The sequence below is a fragment of the Candidatus Nitrosopumilus sp. genome (genome assembly GCF_040878665.1).
GTDB lineage: Archaea > Thermoproteota > Nitrososphaeria > Nitrososphaerales > Nitrosopumilaceae > Nitrosopumilus.
The window spans coordinates 228,611-249,259 of sequence record NZ_JBBDLU010000008.1; the positions used below are offsets into that span (position 1 = coordinate 228,611).

Annotated in this window: 26 protein-coding genes and 1 tRNA gene; 2 read left to right on the forward strand and 25 right to left on the reverse strand. The window is 32.4% G+C overall.

The window, feature by feature from the left end:
- The first annotated feature begins 73 nt into the window (after positions 1-73).
- Positions 74-1,465 (forward strand): NAD-dependent succinate-semialdehyde dehydrogenase, encoded by a 1,392-nt coding sequence (locus tag WDZ98_RS09320; RefSeq protein WP_368060239.1) that lies wholly within the window; start codon positions 74-76, stop codon positions 1,463-1,465.
- Positions 1,466-1,487: 22 nt separating this feature from the next.
- On the opposite strand, the gene WDZ98_RS09325 is transcribed toward WDZ98_RS09320, so the two are convergent.
- The 12 genes from WDZ98_RS09325 to WDZ98_RS09380 all read right to left on the reverse strand — a co-directional run bounded on the left by WDZ98_RS09325 (position 1,488) and on the right by WDZ98_RS09380 (position 8,453).
- On the reverse strand, positions 1,488-1,799 hold the full coding sequence (locus tag WDZ98_RS09325; RefSeq protein WP_368060237.1) for a hypothetical protein: 312 nt from the start codon (positions 1,797-1,799) through the stop codon (positions 1,488-1,490).
- A 6-nt stretch (positions 1,800-1,805) separates the two neighbouring features.
- Positions 1,806-2,360, reverse strand: a complete 555-nt coding sequence (locus WDZ98_RS09330) for a hemerythrin domain-containing protein (protein WP_368060235.1) — start codon at positions 2,358-2,360, stop codon at positions 1,806-1,808.
- 97 nt (positions 2,361-2,457) lie between these two features.
- Positions 2,458-2,715: a hypothetical protein gene (locus WDZ98_RS09335; RefSeq protein WP_368060233.1), complete on the reverse strand. Its 258-nt coding sequence runs from the start codon at positions 2,713-2,715 to the stop codon at positions 2,458-2,460.
- A 36-nt stretch (positions 2,716-2,751) separates the two neighbouring features.
- On the reverse strand, positions 2,752-3,408 hold the full coding sequence (locus tag WDZ98_RS09340; RefSeq protein ID WP_368060231.1) for a 2,5-diamino-6-(ribosylamino)-4(3H)-pyrimidinone 5'-phosphate reductase: 657 nt from the start codon (positions 3,406-3,408) through the stop codon (positions 2,752-2,754).
- Complete coding sequence (locus WDZ98_RS09345; RefSeq protein WP_368060229.1) at positions 3,395-4,585, reverse strand: amidohydrolase family protein; 1,191 nt, start codon at positions 4,583-4,585, stop codon at positions 3,395-3,397. The genes WDZ98_RS09340 and WDZ98_RS09345 overlap by 14 nt, the downstream gene beginning before the upstream one ends.
- On the reverse strand, positions 4,579-5,331 hold the full coding sequence (locus WDZ98_RS09350; protein WP_368060227.1) for a GTP cyclohydrolase IIa: 753 nt from the start codon (positions 5,329-5,331) through the stop codon (positions 4,579-4,581). The genes WDZ98_RS09345 and WDZ98_RS09350 overlap by 7 nt, the downstream gene beginning before the upstream one ends.
- On the reverse strand, positions 5,328-5,744 hold the full coding sequence (ribH, locus tag WDZ98_RS09355) for a 6,7-dimethyl-8-ribityllumazine synthase (RefSeq protein WP_368060225.1): 417 nt from the start codon (positions 5,742-5,744) through the stop codon (positions 5,328-5,330). The genes WDZ98_RS09350 and ribH overlap by 4 nt, the downstream gene beginning before the upstream one ends.
- Positions 5,745-5,746: 2 nt before the next feature.
- Positions 5,747-6,412, reverse strand: a complete 666-nt coding sequence (gene ribB / locus WDZ98_RS09360) for a 3,4-dihydroxy-2-butanone-4-phosphate synthase (RefSeq protein WP_368060223.1) — start codon at positions 6,410-6,412, stop codon at positions 5,747-5,749.
- 78 nt (positions 6,413-6,490) lie between these two features.
- Complete coding sequence (locus WDZ98_RS09365) at positions 6,491-7,075, reverse strand: riboflavin synthase (protein ID WP_368060221.1); 585 nt, start codon at positions 7,073-7,075, stop codon at positions 6,491-6,493.
- Between the two features lie 38 nt (positions 7,076-7,113).
- Positions 7,114-7,818: a tetratricopeptide repeat protein gene (locus WDZ98_RS09370; protein WP_368060219.1), complete on the reverse strand. Its 705-nt coding sequence runs from the start codon at positions 7,816-7,818 to the stop codon at positions 7,114-7,116.
- Between the two features lie 72 nt (positions 7,819-7,890).
- On the reverse strand, positions 7,891-8,034 hold the full coding sequence (locus WDZ98_RS09375; protein ID WP_368060217.1) for a hypothetical protein: 144 nt from the start codon (positions 8,032-8,034) through the stop codon (positions 7,891-7,893).
- Positions 8,035-8,102: 68 nt separating this feature from the next.
- Positions 8,103-8,453, reverse strand: coding sequence for a response regulator (locus WDZ98_RS09380; RefSeq protein ID WP_368060215.1), 351 nt, complete (start codon positions 8,451-8,453; stop codon positions 8,103-8,105).
- A 57-nt stretch (positions 8,454-8,510) separates the two neighbouring features.
- Here WDZ98_RS09380 and WDZ98_RS09385 point away from each other — a divergent pair, with 57 nt between their 5' ends.
- A complete protein-coding gene (locus WDZ98_RS09385; RefSeq protein ID WP_368060213.1) occupies positions 8,511-9,116 on the forward strand; it encodes a transcriptional regulator in 606 nt (201 codons plus the stop codon).
- Between the two features lie 17 nt (positions 9,117-9,133).
- On the opposite strand, the gene WDZ98_RS09390 is transcribed toward WDZ98_RS09385, so the two are convergent.
- The 13 genes from WDZ98_RS09390 to WDZ98_RS09450 form a co-directional block, all read right to left on the reverse strand.
- On the reverse strand, positions 9,134-9,988 hold the full coding sequence (locus WDZ98_RS09390) for a CoA ester lyase (protein WP_368060211.1): 855 nt from the start codon (positions 9,986-9,988) through the stop codon (positions 9,134-9,136).
- Positions 9,989-9,995: 7 nt separating this feature from the next.
- A complete protein-coding gene (locus tag WDZ98_RS09395) occupies positions 9,996-11,075 on the reverse strand; it encodes a zinc-binding dehydrogenase (protein ID WP_368060209.1) in 1,080 nt (359 codons plus the stop codon).
- Between the two features lie 41 nt (positions 11,076-11,116).
- Positions 11,117-11,398, reverse strand: coding sequence for a DNA-binding protein (locus tag WDZ98_RS09400; protein WP_368060207.1), 282 nt, complete (start codon positions 11,396-11,398; stop codon positions 11,117-11,119).
- A 7-nt stretch (positions 11,399-11,405) separates the two neighbouring features.
- Complete coding sequence (locus tag WDZ98_RS09405) at positions 11,406-11,858, reverse strand: 30S ribosomal protein S19e (protein ID WP_368060205.1); 453 nt, start codon at positions 11,856-11,858, stop codon at positions 11,406-11,408.
- 452 nt (positions 11,859-12,310) lie between these two features.
- A complete protein-coding gene (locus tag WDZ98_RS09410; RefSeq protein ID WP_368060203.1) occupies positions 12,311-12,484 on the reverse strand; it encodes a hypothetical protein in 174 nt (57 codons plus the stop codon).
- A gap of 108 nt (positions 12,485-12,592) precedes the next feature.
- Positions 12,593-12,859 carry a ribonuclease P protein component 4 gene (locus WDZ98_RS09415; protein WP_368060743.1) on the reverse strand — a complete coding sequence of 89 codons (267 nt, stop codon included), beginning with the start codon at positions 12,857-12,859 and terminating at the stop codon, positions 12,593-12,595.
- Between the two features lie 87 nt (positions 12,860-12,946).
- Positions 12,947-13,020 (reverse strand) — tRNA-Gly (locus WDZ98_RS09420).
- Between the two features lie 22 nt (positions 13,021-13,042).
- Positions 13,043-13,711 carry a ribosome biogenesis protein gene (locus WDZ98_RS09425; RefSeq protein ID WP_368060201.1) on the reverse strand — a complete coding sequence of 223 codons (669 nt, stop codon included), beginning with the start codon at positions 13,709-13,711 and terminating at the stop codon, positions 13,043-13,045.
- Positions 13,711-14,823, reverse strand: a complete 1,113-nt coding sequence (locus tag WDZ98_RS09430; protein WP_368060199.1) for a hypothetical protein — start codon at positions 14,821-14,823, stop codon at positions 13,711-13,713. The genes WDZ98_RS09425 and WDZ98_RS09430 overlap by 1 nt, the downstream gene beginning before the upstream one ends.
- Before the next feature lie 46 nt (positions 14,824-14,869).
- On the reverse strand, positions 14,870-17,521 hold the full coding sequence (locus tag WDZ98_RS09435) for an adenosylcobalamin-dependent ribonucleoside-diphosphate reductase (protein WP_368060197.1): 2,652 nt from the start codon (positions 17,519-17,521) through the stop codon (positions 14,870-14,872).
- A gap of 213 nt (positions 17,522-17,734) precedes the next feature.
- Complete coding sequence (gene nrdD, locus WDZ98_RS09440; RefSeq protein ID WP_368060195.1) at positions 17,735-19,933, reverse strand: anaerobic ribonucleoside-triphosphate reductase; 2,199 nt, start codon at positions 19,931-19,933, stop codon at positions 17,735-17,737.
- Between the two features lie 114 nt (positions 19,934-20,047).
- Entirely contained in the window at positions 20,048-20,209 is a 162-nt protein-coding gene (locus WDZ98_RS09445) for a hypothetical protein (protein WP_368060193.1), read from the reverse strand.
- A gap of 70 nt (positions 20,210-20,279) precedes the next feature.
- On the reverse strand, positions 20,280-20,648 hold the full coding sequence (locus WDZ98_RS09450) for a Zn-ribbon domain-containing OB-fold protein (protein ID WP_368060191.1): 369 nt from the start codon (positions 20,646-20,648) through the stop codon (positions 20,280-20,282).
- Position 20,649: the final 1 nt, after the last annotated feature.

Here is a 20,649-nt window from a genome sequence, read left to right on the forward strand (position 1 = left end):
CACTTTATAGTTTCATAAAAAATATTGAAAAATAAGTTACTAGATTAAATAGGAGAAATGAGTGAGGAGATCCTTGAGTCAAATTACTACAACAAATCCATCAACAGGTGAAGAACTTGCAAAATATTCGCCAATGGATAAAGATCAAGTATTTGAATTAGTTAGAAAGGCAAAAAGAGCATATCCAGAATGGAAAAAAGAGTATGAAAAACGTAGAAGTTACATTTACAATTTAGTCGAATATTTGAAGAAGCATAAAACAGAACTTGCAAAGATAGCAACATCTGAGATGGGTAAACCACTCAAAGAATCAATTGGGGAAGTGGAAAAATGTGCATGGGCACTAGAGTTTTATGCAGATCATGGAGATAGTTTTCTTTCTGATGAAGTGTTGAATACAGATGCCAGAAAAAGTTTTCTAACTTTTGAACCACTTGGAGTAATTGGTTCTATTATGCCCTGGAATTTTCCTTATTGGCAGGCATTAAGGTTTGCAGCTCCTTGTTTGATGGCAGGAAATGTAATTGTGATGAAGCCTGCTAGAATAACTCTACAATCAGGGATAGAGATAGAAAAAGCATTCACTGAGTCAGGAATGCCAGATGGAATTTTTCAAACAGTAGTAGGAAGTGTAGAATCTGCAAATCATCTAATTGATTCAAGTGTAAGTGCTGTCACTTTCACTGGTAGTACAAACGCAGGAGCAAAAGTAGGTGAAAGAGCTGCAAGAAATTTGAAAAAATGTGTATTGGAATTAGGCGGTAGTGATCCTTTCATAGTATTAGATGATGCAATTATTGAAAAAGCTGCAGAGGGTGCAGTGAAAGGCAGATTCATTAATTGTGGTCAAAGTTGCGTAGCATCAAAAAGATTTTTTGTTGGTAAGAACATAGCAAAAGATTTCATTGAATTATTTGTTAAAAAAGCATCACAACTAAAGGTAGGAGATCCAATGTTAATTGAAACAGACATTGGACCATTATCAAGTAAAGATGGGTTAGATACCATATCTGGAATTGTTGAGGATGCAAAACAAAAAGGTGCGGAGATTCTTTTGGGAGGTTCTGAAATAGATGGAAAAGGATACTTTTACAAACCAACAATTCTCACAAACATAAAACAAGATATGAGAATTGCAAAAGAAGAAACATTTGGACCAGTAGCCCCAATTACAATAGTTGAAAATGAAAGTGAGGCAGTAAAATTAGCGAATGAGAGTGAATTTGGTTTGGGTGCAAGTATTTGGACACAAGATCTAGCGAAAGCAGATAAAATGTCTAGACGAATAGAATCAGGGATTGTTAGTGTCAACAACGTAGTAATTTCAGATCCTAGAATTCCATTTGGAGGAATAAAACATAGTGGATTTGGGAGAGAATTATCAAGATATGGGATGTTGGAATTTGTAAACTTGAAATCAGTTAGATTTTATGATAATTTAACACATCATCACTACGTAGAATGATCATAAAATCTATGAAAGAAGATTAATCATCTTCTATAGAGTCGTCGTCATTGGAATCTTCATCATCCTCAAAATCATCATCCTCATCATCACATTCTTCCAGTTCTATATAGGTAGGATTACCATCATTGTCAAAGAAAATTTCAATGCAGATATCTTTAGCTAGAGTAGATGCCATGGTTTCAATCAGTTCTTTAGGAAAATTGCTTAATCTACTTGAATCTGACGAATAACGATATGTAGTAATTTCATCGTCATGATAAAAATCAACTTCAATGTCCTGATTGATAAATTTACGAACTCCAAATATTTGACCAAATAAACTATGAGACAAATCTAGCTAACTCCGTTGAGAGACATTTTTTGTAAGATTTTCAGCTAATTGTTCGTAATATTCTCTAGTTTTGCCAAGTTCAATAAATTTTGATTTTTCAATTTCATTTAATTCTTTGTCAACTTTCTCTGAAACATATTGTAATCGTGCTTCTGCCATCATAAACAATTTGTTATTTTCTTTCCATAGATGTTCAGTAATGTGTTCAACATATTGTTGCATGTCATTAATTAATTTCTCAGAATTTCCAGATGAAAGATATTCTTGTGCAGATTCCTCCATTTGAGTTCCAATTTCTCGTGAGCGTTGGTGATCAATTAACATCATAGCAATTGGTCCCATATTACTAGGTAAACCAGCTTGTTCTAATGCAGGAAATAATGATTTTTCTTCTTTACTGTGATGACACACATCTGTAAAGTTTTTTGTAAAATCAATTACAGGTAGTAAAATAGATTCAGGAATTTGTTTACCATCACTTAGTAATTGAATGGTAGATTCCATTGCTTTGATAACTTTTTCTATTAATTCATGATCTCGTCTTAATGATACAGTTGACATAATTATTTCAAATAAAGTCTGATATCTATATCTTGTCGATTTTAAAAAATAATTAAAAGATAGAAATTAGTTAACGATTATTCGTTAACAAATAGTTTTAACGGTTAGAAAGGCTTTTTGCTTTTACAAATGCCCAAATCTTTTTGGTCATTTCACTTGGTGCAATTGGTTTATTCCCAAATATTTGTTCTGCAGTTTCTTTACGACCTGCAAAATTGATTGCATATCCACCAAATGCTGGTTTCCTAGATTTTGATTTAGTAACCTTCTTTTTTGGTGCTGCTTTCTTTTTTGGTGCTGCTTTCTTTTTTGTTGTGGTTTTTCTTTTGGTTGTAGTTTTCTTTTTTACTGCCAATTTCTTGTAATTTTATTTGAAATAAACTATAATAACTTACACTTTTACATAATTCAAAACAAGATGATTTTTGAGCCTCTTGAATGATTTAAGTCTTAGATTAGGTGATTTTGAAATTTTGGAAATCCCATCGCCCTGAACAAACGATATAGCGTCATTGCCACCAATCAGATAAGGAGATATTGTTAGGATCAATTCATCGAAAAGATTTTGCTTAATGAATTCCCAATTAACAGAACCTCCCCCTTCTACCAAAATTGTTGTGATTTTTTTCTTTGAAAGTTTTTTTAAAAGCGATTTGATGTTTACAGAATGTTCTCCCATAATGATCACTTCAACAGGAAAACTAGATAATTTTTTGAGATTAGATTTAGAAATTTTTTTTGAAACTGCAATAATTGTTGGAATGTCATAAGATGTTTGTAATATTTTAGATTTTGAGGATATTTCCCCTTTAGAATCTAAAATTATTCTGACAGGATTTTTTCCTTTAACGTAACGTACAGTCAACAAAGGATTATCTTTCATTACTGTATTTTTTCCAACAAGAATGCCATCAACAGTTGATCGTAGTTTATGAAGTCTAATGAAATCTTGATTTGAAGAAAGTTTTGAATCTCCTGTTTTAGTAGCGATTTTTCCATCAAGAGATATTGCGGCACTTAGAATTACATATGGTCTAGATTTTTCCATGTATGATTTTACCTCCTATCATTACTGCTTTAATTGAAGATTCTGACGCTCTATGAACAATTGATGCATATGGATCATGCATTGGTTCTAAATCTAATGAATGTTTATCTAGAAAAATACAATCAGCTAATTTTCCAGACTCTATTACTCCGATATTTTTTTTCAAAATTTTTCCACCATTTACAGTAGCCATCTTAAGAATTTCTTTGGGATCAATTCTTTTTTTATGAATTCCCATTGTTACTTTCCAGATAAAATCCATTTCTCTAAACATATCAGGAGAGTTGATCATTACGTTATCTGTGCCTAAGGCTATCGTACAACCAGATTTTTGCATTAATTCTATATCAGGAATTCCTTCAGCTAGAGATGAATTAGCTCTTGGGCAAATTACTATACCACATATTTGCTTAGATGCAATTTTGAGATCAGTTTGTGAAGCATGAGTCATGTGTACTAAAAAATCAGGTTTTAATGAAAGAGCCCTGATTGTTTCTGATTTTCCAGTAGTCTTTTTTGATTTGGTGATACTTTGTTTAGTTTCTGAAGAATGGATAGCTTTGAGTTTGGATATTTTTGAGTAATAATTCAACACTGAAGTGCTATTTTCATTAGCCCCACTAATACCAATTCCATCACATTTTTTGAGTAATGATGAAAGTTCTAATGATTTTTCTTTGGGAAATGGTAAATTTTTTTTAATTTCTGCAGTCCCTTGATAAAATTCTAAACGACCTAGAATAACTGAACGTAAAGGAATATCATTTAGCGCTTTTTTTAGCAAAAGAATCCCTTCTAATCCACCTTCTCTAAAATCAACAAAAGTTGTGATACCTTTACTAATCATTGAATGACATGTACTCTTCATAAAATCACTCAAATTTTCTTTGGGTGTATTTTTTAGAATTTTTGATTTCACACCAAATACGGGATGAATTTTTTCATCAACAGATCGATTTAAAGTGAAATCTTTGCCAATAGAATCTCCAATATGGGTATGAGCATTTATGAATCCAGGAATCATTAAAAGTCCTTCACAATCAATAGATTCATCTTTAATATTGGATTTTATTTTTGGTTGAATTGTTTTGAAAGTTTTATTTTCAATTTTGACATCAGTATTTGAGATAAAATCTAATTCAGTTCCTAATAATACACTGATATTTTTAATTAACATGATAATTCATAAACTTCAGGCTTTTCTTTTCCTGAATCTCGAATTTCCCGTATAGTATCAAGAGATTTTGTGGCTAATTTTACCGCCTCTCTACCTGTGCTAGCATTACCTATACCACAATTCAGTGAAATTTTATCATTACTTTTGATCATGCTAATAAAACTATGCACGGATTTTTTTGCTTCGTCATTTGATATCACCATAAAATTGTCACCACCCATAAAAAATGTAAGTGAATTCTTTTCTTTAAAAAAATTTAACATTTTAGAATACAATTCAAAAATTATTGCAGAAATTTCATAAGGAGAATTAGTTTGTCTACTTGAAGTAAGATTATCTACATCTAAATGCATGATTGAAACTTTTGAATCAAACTCTCCGTTAATAAAACCAAAAATATCATGTTCAGCATTTAGAATAATTTTATTTTTCTTTCCTTCATATGCTTTTAAGTTTGCTGCAAATGGAGAGTCTCCATAACCAATTGAAATTGTTAATCTAATATCAAATAATTTGTCAAGAGTTTTTTGAATTTGGATGTGATCTTCTAATGTTAAACCATTAGAAACTACAAAAAATTCATCGGCTCTGTTGAGAAAAACTATACAATTTTTTTCAGAAAATAGTTTTTGTACTTCTTTGTAAAGTGAGGCTTGAAGCATTTGAAGTTCATGTTCTCTATCACTGCCTAGAGTTAATGTCCAAGGACCATATCCAGTAATTTTTAAAATACTGAGTTGAATCATTTTTCAATCCTCTTTAGCTCATCAGAGATTTTTACTACTGCTTCTACGGCACGCTCTGCAACGGGTCTGATTCTAGCATATGCATGTCTTTCCTGCATTCCTGGACCAGATATTCCTAAAGAGACAGGTTTGTGGTATTTGAGTGATAATTCTGTAAGAGTTTTAGCAGTAGAATGAGATATTACTTCATCGTGTTTGGTTTGTCCCTTTATGATAGCACCTAATGTAACTACTGCATCTACATCTTTTTTCTTCAATAATGAATCAACAATTATGGGCATATCATAGGCTCCAGGAACCATACAGGTATATGATATTTTTAACTTCATCAAATTTGCTTTTTCTTGTGCTACAGAAAGCATTCTAGATGTCACTTCCTCATTAAATTCCGAAACTACTATAGCAATATTCAAAATTAATGCACCTTAGCGTATTCTAAAAGTTCTTTTCCATCAATTAATGGAATTCCATTTTGGTTTGCAAATTTAGTTGCTTTGTCTACTGATAATGCAGTATATGTTTCAGCATCCATCATTTCACATATAGCAGTTACAGGAGTTAGACCTGCAATCTGGGTTAAGTAAACAGACATCTCTGTATGTCCTTGACGTGCTGCTAACAAACCTTTGGATGCAATCAATAATGGAACATGGCCCGGAGTTTTAAATGACGATGCAAATTTTTTTTGTTTATTTTCAACTTTATAGATTTTAGCCATTTCGTTAATTGTTAATGCTCTATCTTTATCAGTAATTCCAGTGTAAGTTTGATAGTGATTTATTGATAATGAAAAAGTAGGGTGATCACCGTAAGGAGCTAATCCCATAATCATTTCTTTGTTTGAAATTAAAGCATCAGAAAGGATTTCGTGCATATATTGTAACTTAAGTGATGTTGCAAAATTATTATCAATTGCAATACATAATAACCCACCAGCATGTTGACGCATTCTGGCAACATGTTCAGGAGTAATGAACTCTGCAGCTACTACCATGTCAATTTCATTTTCTCTACCAGCAGAATCAAACAATAAAACAAATTCTCCACGTTTTAAAGATTGTAATGCAGATTCAAGTGACATTACAAAAAATCTTTTTAATCTAATTATAAAGTTTACTAAAAAATTGGTAATTACCACTAAAATTGTAATAGATTGGCTTTATTTTAGAATATATTTTCCAAGAATGTCAGTTTCAATATTAACTTTATCGCCTACTTTCTTAGTATGAAAATTTGTGACCTCAATAGTATGAGGAATCAATGAAACTGACGCAAGGGTATTTTTCACATCAACAAGAGTCAAGCTAATGCCATCAATTGCAATTGAGCCTTTTTTCACTACATATTTTGATAATTCTTTTGGAATTTCAAACCAAACTTGAACTTCCTTTGGTTTTTTTAGGATTTTTTTGATGATTGCTACTCCATCTACATGACCTAAAACAAAATGACCTTCTAGTCGCTCACCAGCTTTTAAACTTCGTTCAATATTTACAATTCCACCTACTTTTAAATTTCCAAGATCAGTTTTTTTTGTTGTTTCTTCAATCATTTCAAAAATACAACTTGACTTGGAAAGTTTGGTAGCAGTAAGACAAACTCCATTTAATGCAACGCTTTGTCCAATTTTTAGTCCCTTGGCATGTTTACCTAAATTCACAGTCATTTGTATCGCACTTCTGTTCTTTGTATTTTTTGAAATTTTTTCTACTTTACCAATACCTTCAACAATTCCAGTAAACATTAAATTAATTATAGACGATATGTATAAAATTCTTCAGATCATCCATTGTTAGTTTTTTTAAATTCATCTTCACAAAACTGGTGAAAAACAGAACATTTGTTTTCTTTAGCATCGTTTTTGATTTTTTCCATATCTTTGTTAAGAACACCCTGAGCAGATAAGAAGGCATCATCTTTCATATCTAATTTTTCATATAATCTAGATTTAGCCAACGATAATTCTTTTAATGTAGAATCAATGGTTTGAGCTTTATCGTAAAAGATAATTGAATCTTTATAATTTCCCAAATGACTAAGAGAAATGGCTTTGTTCATCAAAGCCGTTACATCAGTTGGATCTATCAAAAGAGCAGCATTATAACATTCCAAGGCTTCATGATGACGATCTAATTCATTTAAGGATAATCCCATACTGTTTATCGTCCAAATATCTTTTGGATTAACTGAAAGTATTTGTTTACATAATTCTAATACTTGTTCATATTGTTTTAGACTTTCAAGAGCATAAATCTTATTTTTAAGAGCATAAGTATCAGAATTTTTTATTTTTAAAACTTGATCACAATAAACAATTACATCATCATATTTTTTTAAATAAATCAATGCTAGTGAAATATTCTGTAATGCGACCATATCATTAGGAGTTTTTTCTAACAGTTTTTTACAATAGTTATACATATCTTCATATTTTGCTGCATTAAACATTCTAGTAATTACGTTTGAGGGTTCAAGTAGATCAATCATTTTATTGCAAATTAATTAAAAATCGTCATATCTTAATCTATTTGGATTAAAAGATGAAAATAGCAATCTAATTTATTTTAAAACTTTACGAAGTGTTTCGTTTAATACCTTAGAATAGCTATATGATGTCTGTTCTTGTTGAATTAGTTTTGCTTGTCGCAATCTAAGTTTCTTATCAAGATCTTCATCAATCATGATTGTAACACGTTTACTCATTTGTATCACAATACTTTATGAAGTTTACAATATAACATTATATGAAAAGTTCCAAAAATGGGAAAAAATTAGCCCTTGATAATTGAGATTATTTGATCCATTTTAAATGGTTTTTGAATAAGAGGAATGTTTAACTTCTCTAATTTTTCTTCAGTTGCAAAACTTCCATCTGCGGTGACAGCAATTATGCGTGCTTTTGGATTAATATCTTGAATTTTTTTAATAGCATAAAATCCGCTGCCATTTGGCATATTAAGATCAATTAATACAACATCAGGTTTAGTTTCTTTGAATAATTTAACAGCAGTAACTCCATCAAATCCATTACCAATTACATTGATATCATGTTCTTCAAGAAATTCACTGAATAATCTGACTGTGTCTTCATCATCATCTATGACTATCACTGATTTATACATACTAGCCATAGTACAGATAGCAGTGCTTTAATATTTTCCATCATTTACATCTATTACATGGGTGGTATTGATAGAATGATTGCATCTGCATTATCATCAGAAATCAAAAAACAGCTTCCTTTGGATGTTTTAAAAAAAATTGAACGTGAATTATTTTTAGAGCATGGAATGTCAATAAAATTATCAATAGAACATTTCCATAGGTTTTCAAGTATTCTTAGAAAAAATTCTACATTAGACGTTAAAAAATTTGAGAAAGATTGTATCAATAAAATCATCAAAGTAAAGAAAAAAGATGGTAAATATTTAGTAACTATAATCAATTCAGAATTAAGCGATTTAATTTTAGAACTATTTGGAGAAGTTGAAACAAGAAAACTAATTTCTTCTCTTTTAGAAAAAGAATATACCATTCCGCAAATTCTTAAAGAATCCAAAGTTCCTAAAACATCAGGATACCGAAAAATAGAAAATTTGATTCTTAATGGATTAATTATTGAGTCAGGAAAAGTACTCAGTGAAAGTAAAAAAATATCTAAGTTACAGTGTGTTTTTCATGAAATAAAACTAGAAGTAAAGAAAGAAAATGTTACAGTGACTGGAATTGTAACGGAAAAAATGATTGAAAAAAGTACCAGTATGAAAACAATTCTAGACGTATAAGATTAATCAGAAAAGAATTATTTCACAAGTTCTAAAAGTGCTTTTGCCTGTTTAAAGTGCACCTCATCTATCATTTTTCCATCAACTGTAGTAGCACCTTTTCCTTTCTTAGTTGATTCACTATAGATTTTACAAACTTTTTCTGCCCATAAAATTTCACTTTTATTTGGATGGAATAATTTGTGGACAACAGAAATTTGATCTGGATGTATGATACTTTTTCCTGAATAGCCTAAACTTTTACCAATTTTACAATCTCTTTCCAATCCTTTAGAGTCTTTAAGATCCTGCCAAATTGCATCTATTACAGGTATTCCAGCTGCACGTCCATCAACAGGTATTTTTCTTCGTGAATATTTTGCTCCTTCAGAATCTTTTGTGTATTCTACTCCAAGATCATTTAACAAATCAAAAACACCAAAGACCATAGCAGAGATTCGTTTTCCAAATGACGCAATGCTATACGCGTTTACTACTCCTTCTGTGGATTCAATAGAAGGAATGATCTGAATGGGTTTTAACTTTCGTATTTTTTCTAATTTTGATAAAATTTTTTCAATCTCTTTCATTTCTTGAATATTGTTTACTTTGGGAATAACAATGCCGTCAATACCATGCTGAATGATTTCTTTAAGATCTGAAGGAATTTTTCCTGAAGAAGGAGAATTCGTACGTACAAAAATGGAAGATGTGTAAGTCTTTCTGGATTTTAGTGCAGATTTGATTAGTTTTCGTGCATTAATTTTTTCATTATCAGGTACTGAATCTTCCAAGTCAAAACAAACAATATCGGCTTGTAGATTCTTTGCTTTTTCTAGAAATCTTTGATTATTTCCTGGAACAAAAATGAGACTACGGAAAAGCTGTGTCATTAAATGACTAGACGCCCTCTGGCTTCATTAAGATTTTGCCAAAGAGACCTTTTCCGGTTAACATCTTTGTGTGGGCTTCTGCAGCTTGTTCAAATGTATATGTTGAATCAATTGCAGCTTTGATTTTACCTTGACCCATCCAATAGAGAGCTTGATCTAATTCTGCTTTAGTTCCTTGTGTAGAACCTAAAATGTTAGTTCCTTTGAAGAATACGTGTCTAAGATCAGTTTGTGCATTATAACCAGTTGTTGCACCACATGAAACTAGTGTTGCACCATACTTTAACAACTGTAATTGTTGATTCCAGTGTGTTTCACCAATATGATCAAATGATAAATCAATTCCTGGTGCTTCACCTTTTTTCTTTGCAAGTTCTTTTGAAATCTTAAAGACTTCTTTACTCCAATCGTCTTTTCTATGATCTACTGCGTAGTCAGCTCCAAGTTCTAAACATTTGTCTAGTTTATCTAGACTTGCAGTTGCAATAACATCACAATTGTATAATTTTGCGATTTGAATTCCAAAGCTTCCAACTCCAGAACCACCTCCCATAATTAGAACAGTTTGTCCAGGAGTAATTTTTGCTCTACCTACGAGCATATGCCATGACGTCAACAATGTCATTGATGCAGCTGCTGCTTCATCATATGATACACCTTCTGGGATTTTTGAAATATTAACTTCAGGAAGATGAGTTACTTCTTGAAATGCTCCCCAAGTTGGACCAGTTTGGAATCCCCAAATGGTTCTCTTAATACAATCAAATTCTCTGCCGTCAGTACATGCTTTACAAACTCTACATGACATGTTAGAGTGAGATACAACTCTGTCCCCTACTTTGATATTTTTAACATCTTCACCAACTGCTATAACATCTCCAGCAGCATCAGAACCTGATACATGTGGTAATGGAACTGCAACTGGAACTCCCCTCATTCCCCAAATATCATTATAATTAAGAGCGGCAGCTTTTACTTTGAAAACTACTTCATCGGATTTTGGTTTTGGATCATCTATATCCTGGACTTTGAGGATTTTAGCATAATTATCATCTGGTGCGTATTCATTGTAAACAACTGCTTTCATGAATAAACGGAATTTCTTTCTAAATTTATATTTTTTCTGTATTAGATTCGATTTATCTTAAAATCACGCTTTGGCTGCTGTGTAGAGAGCAATATTTGCTTTAATTGCTCATCACTGATTTTACCAGGAAGTTTTCCTTGAGTAGCCATTCCGATCAGATATTGTTCAACCATGTCAGATAATTCTGGTTTGACCATCTTGATATTGTTGAGTCTCATTCTAGCTTCTGGTGAAAGAACTTGTTTTAGGATTTGTTCTTTTTGTACTGATAACTCATGATTAGTGTTATCATAAGGTGAGTCGTTAGATTCTGGAAAACTCATTTTAAATCTAAGAATATATTTTTAATTGTGGGTTTTCAACAATTAGTTCTTTAAGAATTTCTGTTGATAATCTATCAAGTTTTTGCATTCCTTGTTTGGATACAATACGTCCTTTCTTCTCAACTTTTTCTAAATAGCCGAGTTTTTCTAATCCTTGAATTGCATTACGAATAATTGCACCACCAGCATCTTTATGATGGGCAGCTCCGTATCCAGATGGTCTACCACCACCATAATCATTTCTTAAAGCATTAATCCCAATAGGACCATAAAGGTAAATTTTTCTCATGATTGAAGCACATCTAGTATGCCACCAGTCTCGATCTTGTGGTGGTTTATCTGCATGAGCACCAGTTTTGACAAATGGAATCCAAGAAGGCGCAGGAATATCTTCACTTTTTAGAGAAGCTGCTAGTCTTCCAATCAATACATCTGCTGGTACATCGTATACCTTTGCCATAGAGTCAAAAAATCGATAATCGTCTTATAAATCATTGAGGTATTGTGTATAGTTTATTCAACATATTTTAGCATAAAAATCTCAGATCCGTATCATATTTTTATGAAAATCAAATAAAATGAGATTAAATTCAGTGGTAAGAATATTCTGTTCATTAATTATATTCAAGAATGTATACGCTCATACATAGACATTTATGCTAAATTCTTAGTCATGTATTTTAAAAGTGATAAGTAAAATGAAACCAAACAAAACCATTCTTTATCATTTAGGTATACTTGATCCGGATTTAGATGAAGTGTCAGGTGAGGATTTTGATTAATTTATGGATCTAATAAGTATAATTCAATGTTAATAGTAGATCAGAAACACTATTGAGGCATTAGTTTGTTCAACATAAATTCTTAGATGATAATTTCATTTTGCTATAGTTAAAATAATTTAAAAGTGAATCATTTTCGTATCTTCAAATAAATCAAGATGGCAGATCCCGCAATACTTCCAAAAATCATACCCAATCCAATTAACCATTCTTGAGAAAACCAGTTAGAATTTGTCATTATAATAACTCCAATTAAAATAGCAATTACTATTACAAGTACAGAAATTAGTATATTCTTAGACATCTTCAAATCCTCTGTGTTTTTCTGTAGATATTTTTCTTTTGAGAAACATTGAGTTGTTTTGACACGGAGAAGATAAGTCAATCTGTGTTAATAATATATTGATTACAACTATTGAGAGATGATTTTGCGATAAGTATGCCCGCACAGGTTACAAGAAATTCTGATTGACTTGACGGATGCTCTACCTAGACGAATCCTAGAATTAATTCCTGGTGCAATAAAAGATTTACATTTTTTGCAGAAAACCATTCTAAGATTGTAAGGTAATCTAATTTTATGCCTAGTACTGATTCTTCTAGCAATAGATGCTTGACGTTGAGATAATTCAGGATTGGTTCTTGCATTAGTAATCGCATTTTCAATAAGTATATGCATTCTTTCCATTGCAATTTTTCTTGCAGCAGAGTTCACAGTATTATCTAAAACTACACCTAAAAATTGGTTCTCATTAGGATTAAGAGATGCAGTCAGCGGGATTCGAACCCGCGTCACAGGGTTGGAAACCCCGAATACTAACCAGGCTATACTATGACTGCAATAAAATGAAAATTTTATTTCCTACATAAAAATGGTTTTTTCATACTCATATAGGATTCTTGCAACTACAACATGTCCTTCAAATGATTCGTCACCAACAGAATAAAGATCAGTTATCTTAGTTTCTATAAAATCAGAAAAATGTCCTTTTTGGAATCCTCCAATGACAACACAAGTATCATCTGCAATCTCTTTTGCAATTTCTTCATACGTACTTTTATGACCTTTTGTGGAGAACCCAAGCACTTTTGACGGATTAATCTCATCAAGTAATTCATGGAATGTCTTTTCTTTAATTTCCAATAAGACATCATTATTTGTCGTAATTGTTTTTTCTTGATATAATTTTTCTATGACTCCTTCGAACCTGTGATATGATTTAGGAATATGGACGTTTTCTCCAAAAGAAATTACTTTGTCATCTATAGTATGAACATAAAGTTTCATCTTATTTTTAAGATATAATGGAATGGTTGTAGCCTCAAGTATTGAAAAATGTATTAGATCAGGTCGTCCTCGCTTCATTTCATTTTCAATTCCTTTCATAGCTGCAAAATGCCATGAATTATCCAATAAAATTTCTGATGGGTTTTTTCCAAGTTTTCTTGCATGTGAAATCACTGATGGATGATGTTTCAATTCAGATGGAACAAGCTCTAATGAAGACTCGGCCAAGATTAAAGAAATCATTAGTTGATCATTTTAATTTGCTTCTTAAATTCATTCCAACTAGATTTAGGATTACCATCATTGTTGATCATTCCTGCACTACAAATGTAATTGCTTAGTCTTTCAGCTACATGTTCACTGCTTCCAAAACCAGAACCTTCTATTGTAAGAGTATCATCTCCAATTACTGGTGCTTCAACTATACAAGTTCCTTCAGGTCGATCATATTGCCTGTACCAAGTAAAAAATTCGATTTGAGATTCATTTTCAGTGTAAAATTCAAAGGATTTTTCTAGAAATTCTCTTTGATCTATTTCACTGCCACCTACAAAATCAGATGTACTCCAACTAATTTCAAAAATTCCTACTTTTTTGTCACCTGCCAAATCAAAAACTTGTTGTAATTCCTCTTTTGCCTGCTCTGGAGTTTTTACAATATCATTTAAAGTATCTACAGGAGAATAAGAGAATGCGACAAAATCTCCAATTGCTAAATCAGTGACGATGTATTGTAGATTTTTATTTAAAACCTGATCTAAAGCAAATGCATTTCCTATTTTTACATTAGGATGTTTTTCTTTGATTTTGTCATAAATTCCATTGAAGAGTTCTTTGTAGACAGGAATGTTTTGCTCATAGAATCTAAAATGAGATTCTGTTTGTCCAGCAAGAATTACAGTGTCTACAACATCATATCTTGATAATATTGCATCAAGGATGCTAACAACTCTATCTTCACCTATAGAATTTAGAGGTGGTTTTCCAATCCAATTTGGGAAAGGTCCAAGTGTTTGACCATTAATGATTGAAAAGTATAGAGTAGTTTTTAGATTATTTTTTTTGTTAAAGCTCATTAACACATCAGATTGTTGCCAATCATATTCTCCTCGTACTGGTTCAATAAGATTCCAAAAAAGATAGACATTGCTTCGTCCAATTCCAGTACTTGATGCTTCAGAATAGATTTCATCCAAGTTTTGTAATGTAATTGAGTTACTTGGAGTGTTAATTACAAGACCAATTTTTTCATTAGTTTGAATTGGAATATCTAAAGTTGGTATAAGTAAAGCTGAGGATATGACGGCAATGCCCACTACCACGCCTATAATCACGCCTAAAATTTTCTTATCCATGATAATTGGAAAATAAAAGAAAGTAAAAAAGTTGTGATTCTGTTATTTATCCAGAAGTACAACCACTATATCCACATTCAATGCAGATACTACACCCTTCAACAAAGACTAGATTGTTTTTACATGTTGGACAAAGACGATCTTCTGAAACCTCTTCATGTTTTGGAGATTCGATTGTGATTTCTTCATCATGCATCTTTAATGCAAGAGATGCACCAACTTGAGTTTTGATATAGGGGTTTGTTATATTTGCAGCGATGTAAGAAGTCATGTATTCACTTGGTCGTACCTCAAATGTCTTTGTTGCATTATCACTTGTCATGTGAAGAACTTGTTTGTGTCTAGAACCATCACGGTAAACAGTCATTCCTTTTAGTCCTATTTCATGTGCTAATAGATATGCAGATTTTACATCTTCTACTGTTACATCATATGGCATGTTGATTGTTTTTGCAATTGCATTTCCAATCCAATCTTGCCATACACCTTGAGCCATAAGATGATCAGCCCAATGAATATCCATTGCTGTAACAAAGACATCTTGCATCCATTGTGGAATTTCTGTCAATCCTTTCAATGAACCGTAGTTGTCTGCAATCTTTTCAAGAATTTCATCAGTGTAGAGACCTTCTTCTTTGAGAGCTTCTTCAAGAATCTTGTTTGTATAGAAGAATCTTCCAACAGTAACTCTCTTCTCAAACACTAAAGCAAATGCAGGTTCCATTCCGTTTGAACAATCTGCAATCATAGATAGTGTTCCAGTTGGTGCTACTGTGGTAGTCAAGACATTTCTAATACCATATTTTTTAATTTCCTCAATTAATGAATCCCATTCATAGGAATGTGATTCTTTTGGTTTCTCATAGTATCCAGATACGGGAATCTTTCCTTCAGGATATTCTGTCTTTGAGCAAAGTGGAAATTCTCCACGAGATCTTGCAAGAGATACACTTTCTTCCATAGAATAGTATGTTAGTGCTTCAGATAGTTTTGATTGTAGTTCATAACCTTCTTTAGAGTTGTATGGAATTTTTAATCTGTATAACAGATCAGCTACTCCCATAACTCCAAGTCCAATTCTTCTAGATTCTTTTGAAGCTACACTAATTTCTGGAACTGGATAAGTATTTACATCAATGATGTTATCCAAGAATCTTGTTGTCTTTCTGATTATCTCTTCATATCCTTGCCAATCAAATTCGTAAGATCCATCCGCTTGTCTTTTTGCAAGATTTACCAAATTGATAGAACCCAAGTTACATGATTCGTATGGATAGAGACTTTGTTCACCACATGGATTTGTAGCTCTAAGTGGGGCTTTTCTTGCTTTAGCAAATACATTGTATTTGTTAATTTGATCAAAGAAGATCAAGCCAGGTTCTGCGCTCTTCCATGCAGATAATGCAATTAGGTCAATTAGTTGATGTGCATTAATTTCTTTTACAGGTTTTTTGTCACGTGGACTACGTAAAACATAGTTACCATCAGTAGTGTTAACAAGTGCGTGCCAAAAGTCTTCCCAGATTCCAACACTCACATTAAAATTTTCTAAGACACCTGCTTCTGTTTTGTTTGTAATGAATTTTTCAACATCAGGATGCCATGCCTCAATGATTCCCATGTTTGCACCACGTCTTTTTCCACCTTGTTTTACAACTTCAGTGACAGTATTGATGATATTCATGAAAGATACAGGGCCTGATGCAACGCCAGATGTTGATGCAACAATGTCACCTTCTTCACGAAGATTAGAGTAGTTAATTCCAACCCCACCACCAGACTTGAAGATTAATGCAGCATCAGAAGTAGATTTCATGATTTCTTCCATACCATCTTCCATTCCAAGTACAAAGCATGCTGAGAGTTGTCCTAATCTTCCACCAGCATTCATCATTGTTGGTGAATTCGGTAGGAAATCTTGTGCAGTCATCATTTTAAAGTACTCTGTGATTTTGTCTGAATAACTATCAAGTTTTTTTCCTGCTAGTAATGTCAATAGATCTTTGAAACTTACTTTCATCTGACCTTTGTTTGCAAGTGTCACATAGTGAGTAATTAGAGATCTAAAATGCCATTTGTTGAAGAAATAATCTCCTACTTTGAATTTATAATCAAAGGCATCTAGTTTTTCAAGATAAGATTTTGCTTCATCTATATCTTGTTTGGAATTTCCTGATTTATCAAATATTTGTGCATCATATAGAATATCTCCAATTCCAACTAGAATTGCAACTCTTTCAAACATTTGAGTTGGTGATTCTATAATTTCATTTTTTGAATTTCTGAAAAGATATCTTGAAGCTAGTACTCTAAGACAATTCAAATCAAATTTCTTAGAAACCGGATCAAGGGCTTTAAGATTTAAGACCTTCATTTTTTCTTCTCTTAATTTTCTTCTTTCGTGTCTGTAAACGATGTAAGCTTTTGCAATATCACTATTACCACTATCAATCAAAGTTGATTCTACAATATCTTGAATATCTTCAACTGTAGGTGCTTTAGATCTTGTAAATCCTTGTTCAACTAGCTTGTTAACTACATCATCTGCTAGTTTGTCGGCTACACCACGATCGGCTTTAGAGGTGGCTGCCAATGCCCTGTATATGGCATTTGAAATTTTATTTTTATTGAAAGCCGTTACTGCGCCACTGCGCTTACGGATCTCATTGATCGTATTTTCTATTTGTGAATTGTCCATTATAATCTCCCCGCAATGCTTAGAATCAATGATGATAAAAACTGTTTGTCCGTTTTTCCTAAAACTTCAGTGGAATAAAATTGACAATGCTCCAATCTATGTTGTAGGAGTGAATTTTGCGACTATGAAATTCATACTGACATGTATTGATTGAAAACAACGATGATCGCTATGTGTGAAAAATGATCGTAACTAGTTTTTCACTTGCGAATTTCAGACAACATATGGTGACTTGCATTTTGGACACTTGTCTTCAAATGGTTCATCTTTGAATCCACACTCACCACAGATTGAAGTGTGTCTTACAGGTCTAAAGGTAGGAGTGAGTTCTGCAGTTTTCTCAATTGATTTTTTGATTTCCTCAACCTTTGCATTTTTATCAATTTCTAATGTTACAAGTAATCCACCATTAAGTAATTTTGAGAGTTTATTACATTCAACGATAGGCTCGCTCTTGGCAGTATAGTCAGAAATTTCAGATGCATTAAGCACTATACCTTGAGAATAGAAATCAGCCTCCATTGAGTTTAGAGACGAGTTTTTACCGTATTTTTCGCCATCTAGAGTTGCAAAACGAGGAGACCCTTCAGTTTCAGTCATGGAAATAGCCACAGTATCACCTAATTCTTTGCCTTTTTTGGCTCCAACATCAACTGCAGTTTCGATGACTTTGTGAAGAATATCTCGTCCTTCTTTATTGTCTTGGAATCCAAGTATATTGAAAACTGCTTCTTTGAGTCCAACTAGATTTACAACTAGAGAAACAGAACTTCTTTGCATGTATTGAGTATTCTTTGCAAGAATTGGATTCAATCCCCTTCTTGTAAGATCTGAGATCTCTTTCTTCCTTAATGCCATTGAAGCTAATGCAGGTTTCATTAGTAATGCCAATCTTGCTCTAAAGTAAGTTTCATCTTTGTTTGATTCAAATGCCAATCTTGGAAGATTTATTGAAACAGATTGTAGTGTAATTGAAAGTGGACCCAAGATCTTTGTAGATCCATTTGTAATACCATAGCTAGATGTTTGACCTTTAGCAAACATTACTTTACCACCGATAGAAATTATTTCAGATACTGCTTGAGATACATCAGTTATCTTACCTTTATCAACATCTATTATTAGACCAACTTTTGGAATTGGTGTAATTTTTGTGTAATTTTTGTATGCATTAATAATTGAATTAATAATTTTTGGTTCTGTTCCTAATTGTAAACGAATTGAGATGTTGGTACTGTTTCTGTGATATTTTGAAGTTGTTGATGCAGTTGCAAATGCATCTGTTAATTTTTGTTCAAGTTCTGGTAGAGACTTTACATGTTTTACAAACAATGGAACTAATCCATCAAGTACAATTTCTTGTGAAGCTTCTTTAGAGAGTAACGCAATGATTACAGATAATGAACTTGTTATCTCATCAAGTTGTTTTGATGCAGGAATTCTTGATACATCAAGATATTTTCCGCCAAGATCAATTCCATCTTCAATCAGTTCTTTAACATTTACAAATATTGTGTCAGGAATCATAGACCAAATTCCAGGATTACTAATATGTAAATCTCCGGAAAGATGTGAGTCTGCTACATCTTTAGGTAAGATGTTTGTTAGTAGATGTTCAGCAAATACTCTTTGTCCAGTGTTAAACAAAAGTCCTTCAGCGCCATTATCCACATTATCTAAATTAGAAATCATTTGCTGCACATCATATACAGGCAGGCCTAGGCGTGCCAACTTGTTACGATATTCTTCATGACCGTGCTCTAAAAGAACCGAATTTACCATTTCTCGAATTAGTGCGCCCGTTAGATAGGTCGTTTGATACTTGTAAATCCTATTTTCAACTTCTTCGGTTATTTTTTGTGCTAGTTCTAGTGGCAGGCTTCCTTCTCTTACTAGTGACTGAATAATTTTATGTGAGTTGAATTCCTCAATTGATTCAGATGATGTTCTGACATACATTTTTCCACTTTCAATAATTGATCTTTCTTCGATTTGTCTTGCCAAACTCAAAACAAGTTTTCCAAGATTTGTTATAGTATAACGTCTTTCAGATTTGTTCAGTGCAACAAGTGATTGTCTAAGTAATTTTCGCAAGTGGTATGCAAATTTTCCACTTTCTTTTTTGGACTTGAATCCAGCTAGAGATTTTAATTCGGAATAAGTTAAGGGTCCTTTAGAGTTTAAGATTCTAAGAATATCAATTCTGTTTGGACTTGCCATGACAGAAAAGATCATTCGTACGCGTTTTGAGGTAGATTGTAAAATTCCGCCCCTTTTTGGTTCAGAGTCAGAATCTAGATCGTCGTCTAGATCTATATCATCTGAATCTAGATCGTTATCTAGATCAGCATCCAAGTCAGGGTCTACATCTGAATCTAAGTCTAATTCTAATTTCTCCTTACTTAGTTTCATTATTGTCTCTAAAATTAAAGGAGTAAATAAGACTTATGACTAGATTATTTCTTACATTTTTTGATCAGTTTTTTAGAAATGTAAAAATAATCTTGTTATAGATCTTTTGAAAGTTTAATTTTCTTGAACATCAAGTGAAAATTCTGATGTAGAAAGTTTCTGTCCACATGATGGACATTTTCCATTAGATGAATTTAGTACGTCTTTTAGGGATTTCAGCATTTTCATGTTTGCGATCTTTTCTCCACATTTACCACAAGTAATTTCTACTGACATGAAAGTGATCAGATATACAAAATAATTAAGAAAAGATTTTGATTTTTTTTAATAATTCAAGCAAATAATTTTACTGTTTTTTAATGATGATTCCACAACCATCTTCAAAACCAGTTATTTTGGCTCTAGTTCCAATTGGAAGATCTGCTGGAGTAGCAATTCCTGCCATAAATCCAGAAATTCTCAATTCTACATTGTCTAGTTGGAGTACAACAAAGGCGTATGGAGTGTATTTTTCAAAGCCTGCAGGAGCCACAGTGATTATAGTATAAGTCGCAATTGAGCCCATACCATCTAAAACAACATCTTCAAATCCCTGACTGCCACATTTTAGGCAATAATATGCTGTAGACAAATGAAGATAACCACATTTTGTACATTTGTGAGTTAAGAGTTTACCCTGTTTTGCATATTCAATTAGTTGTTCTTCAATAGTCATT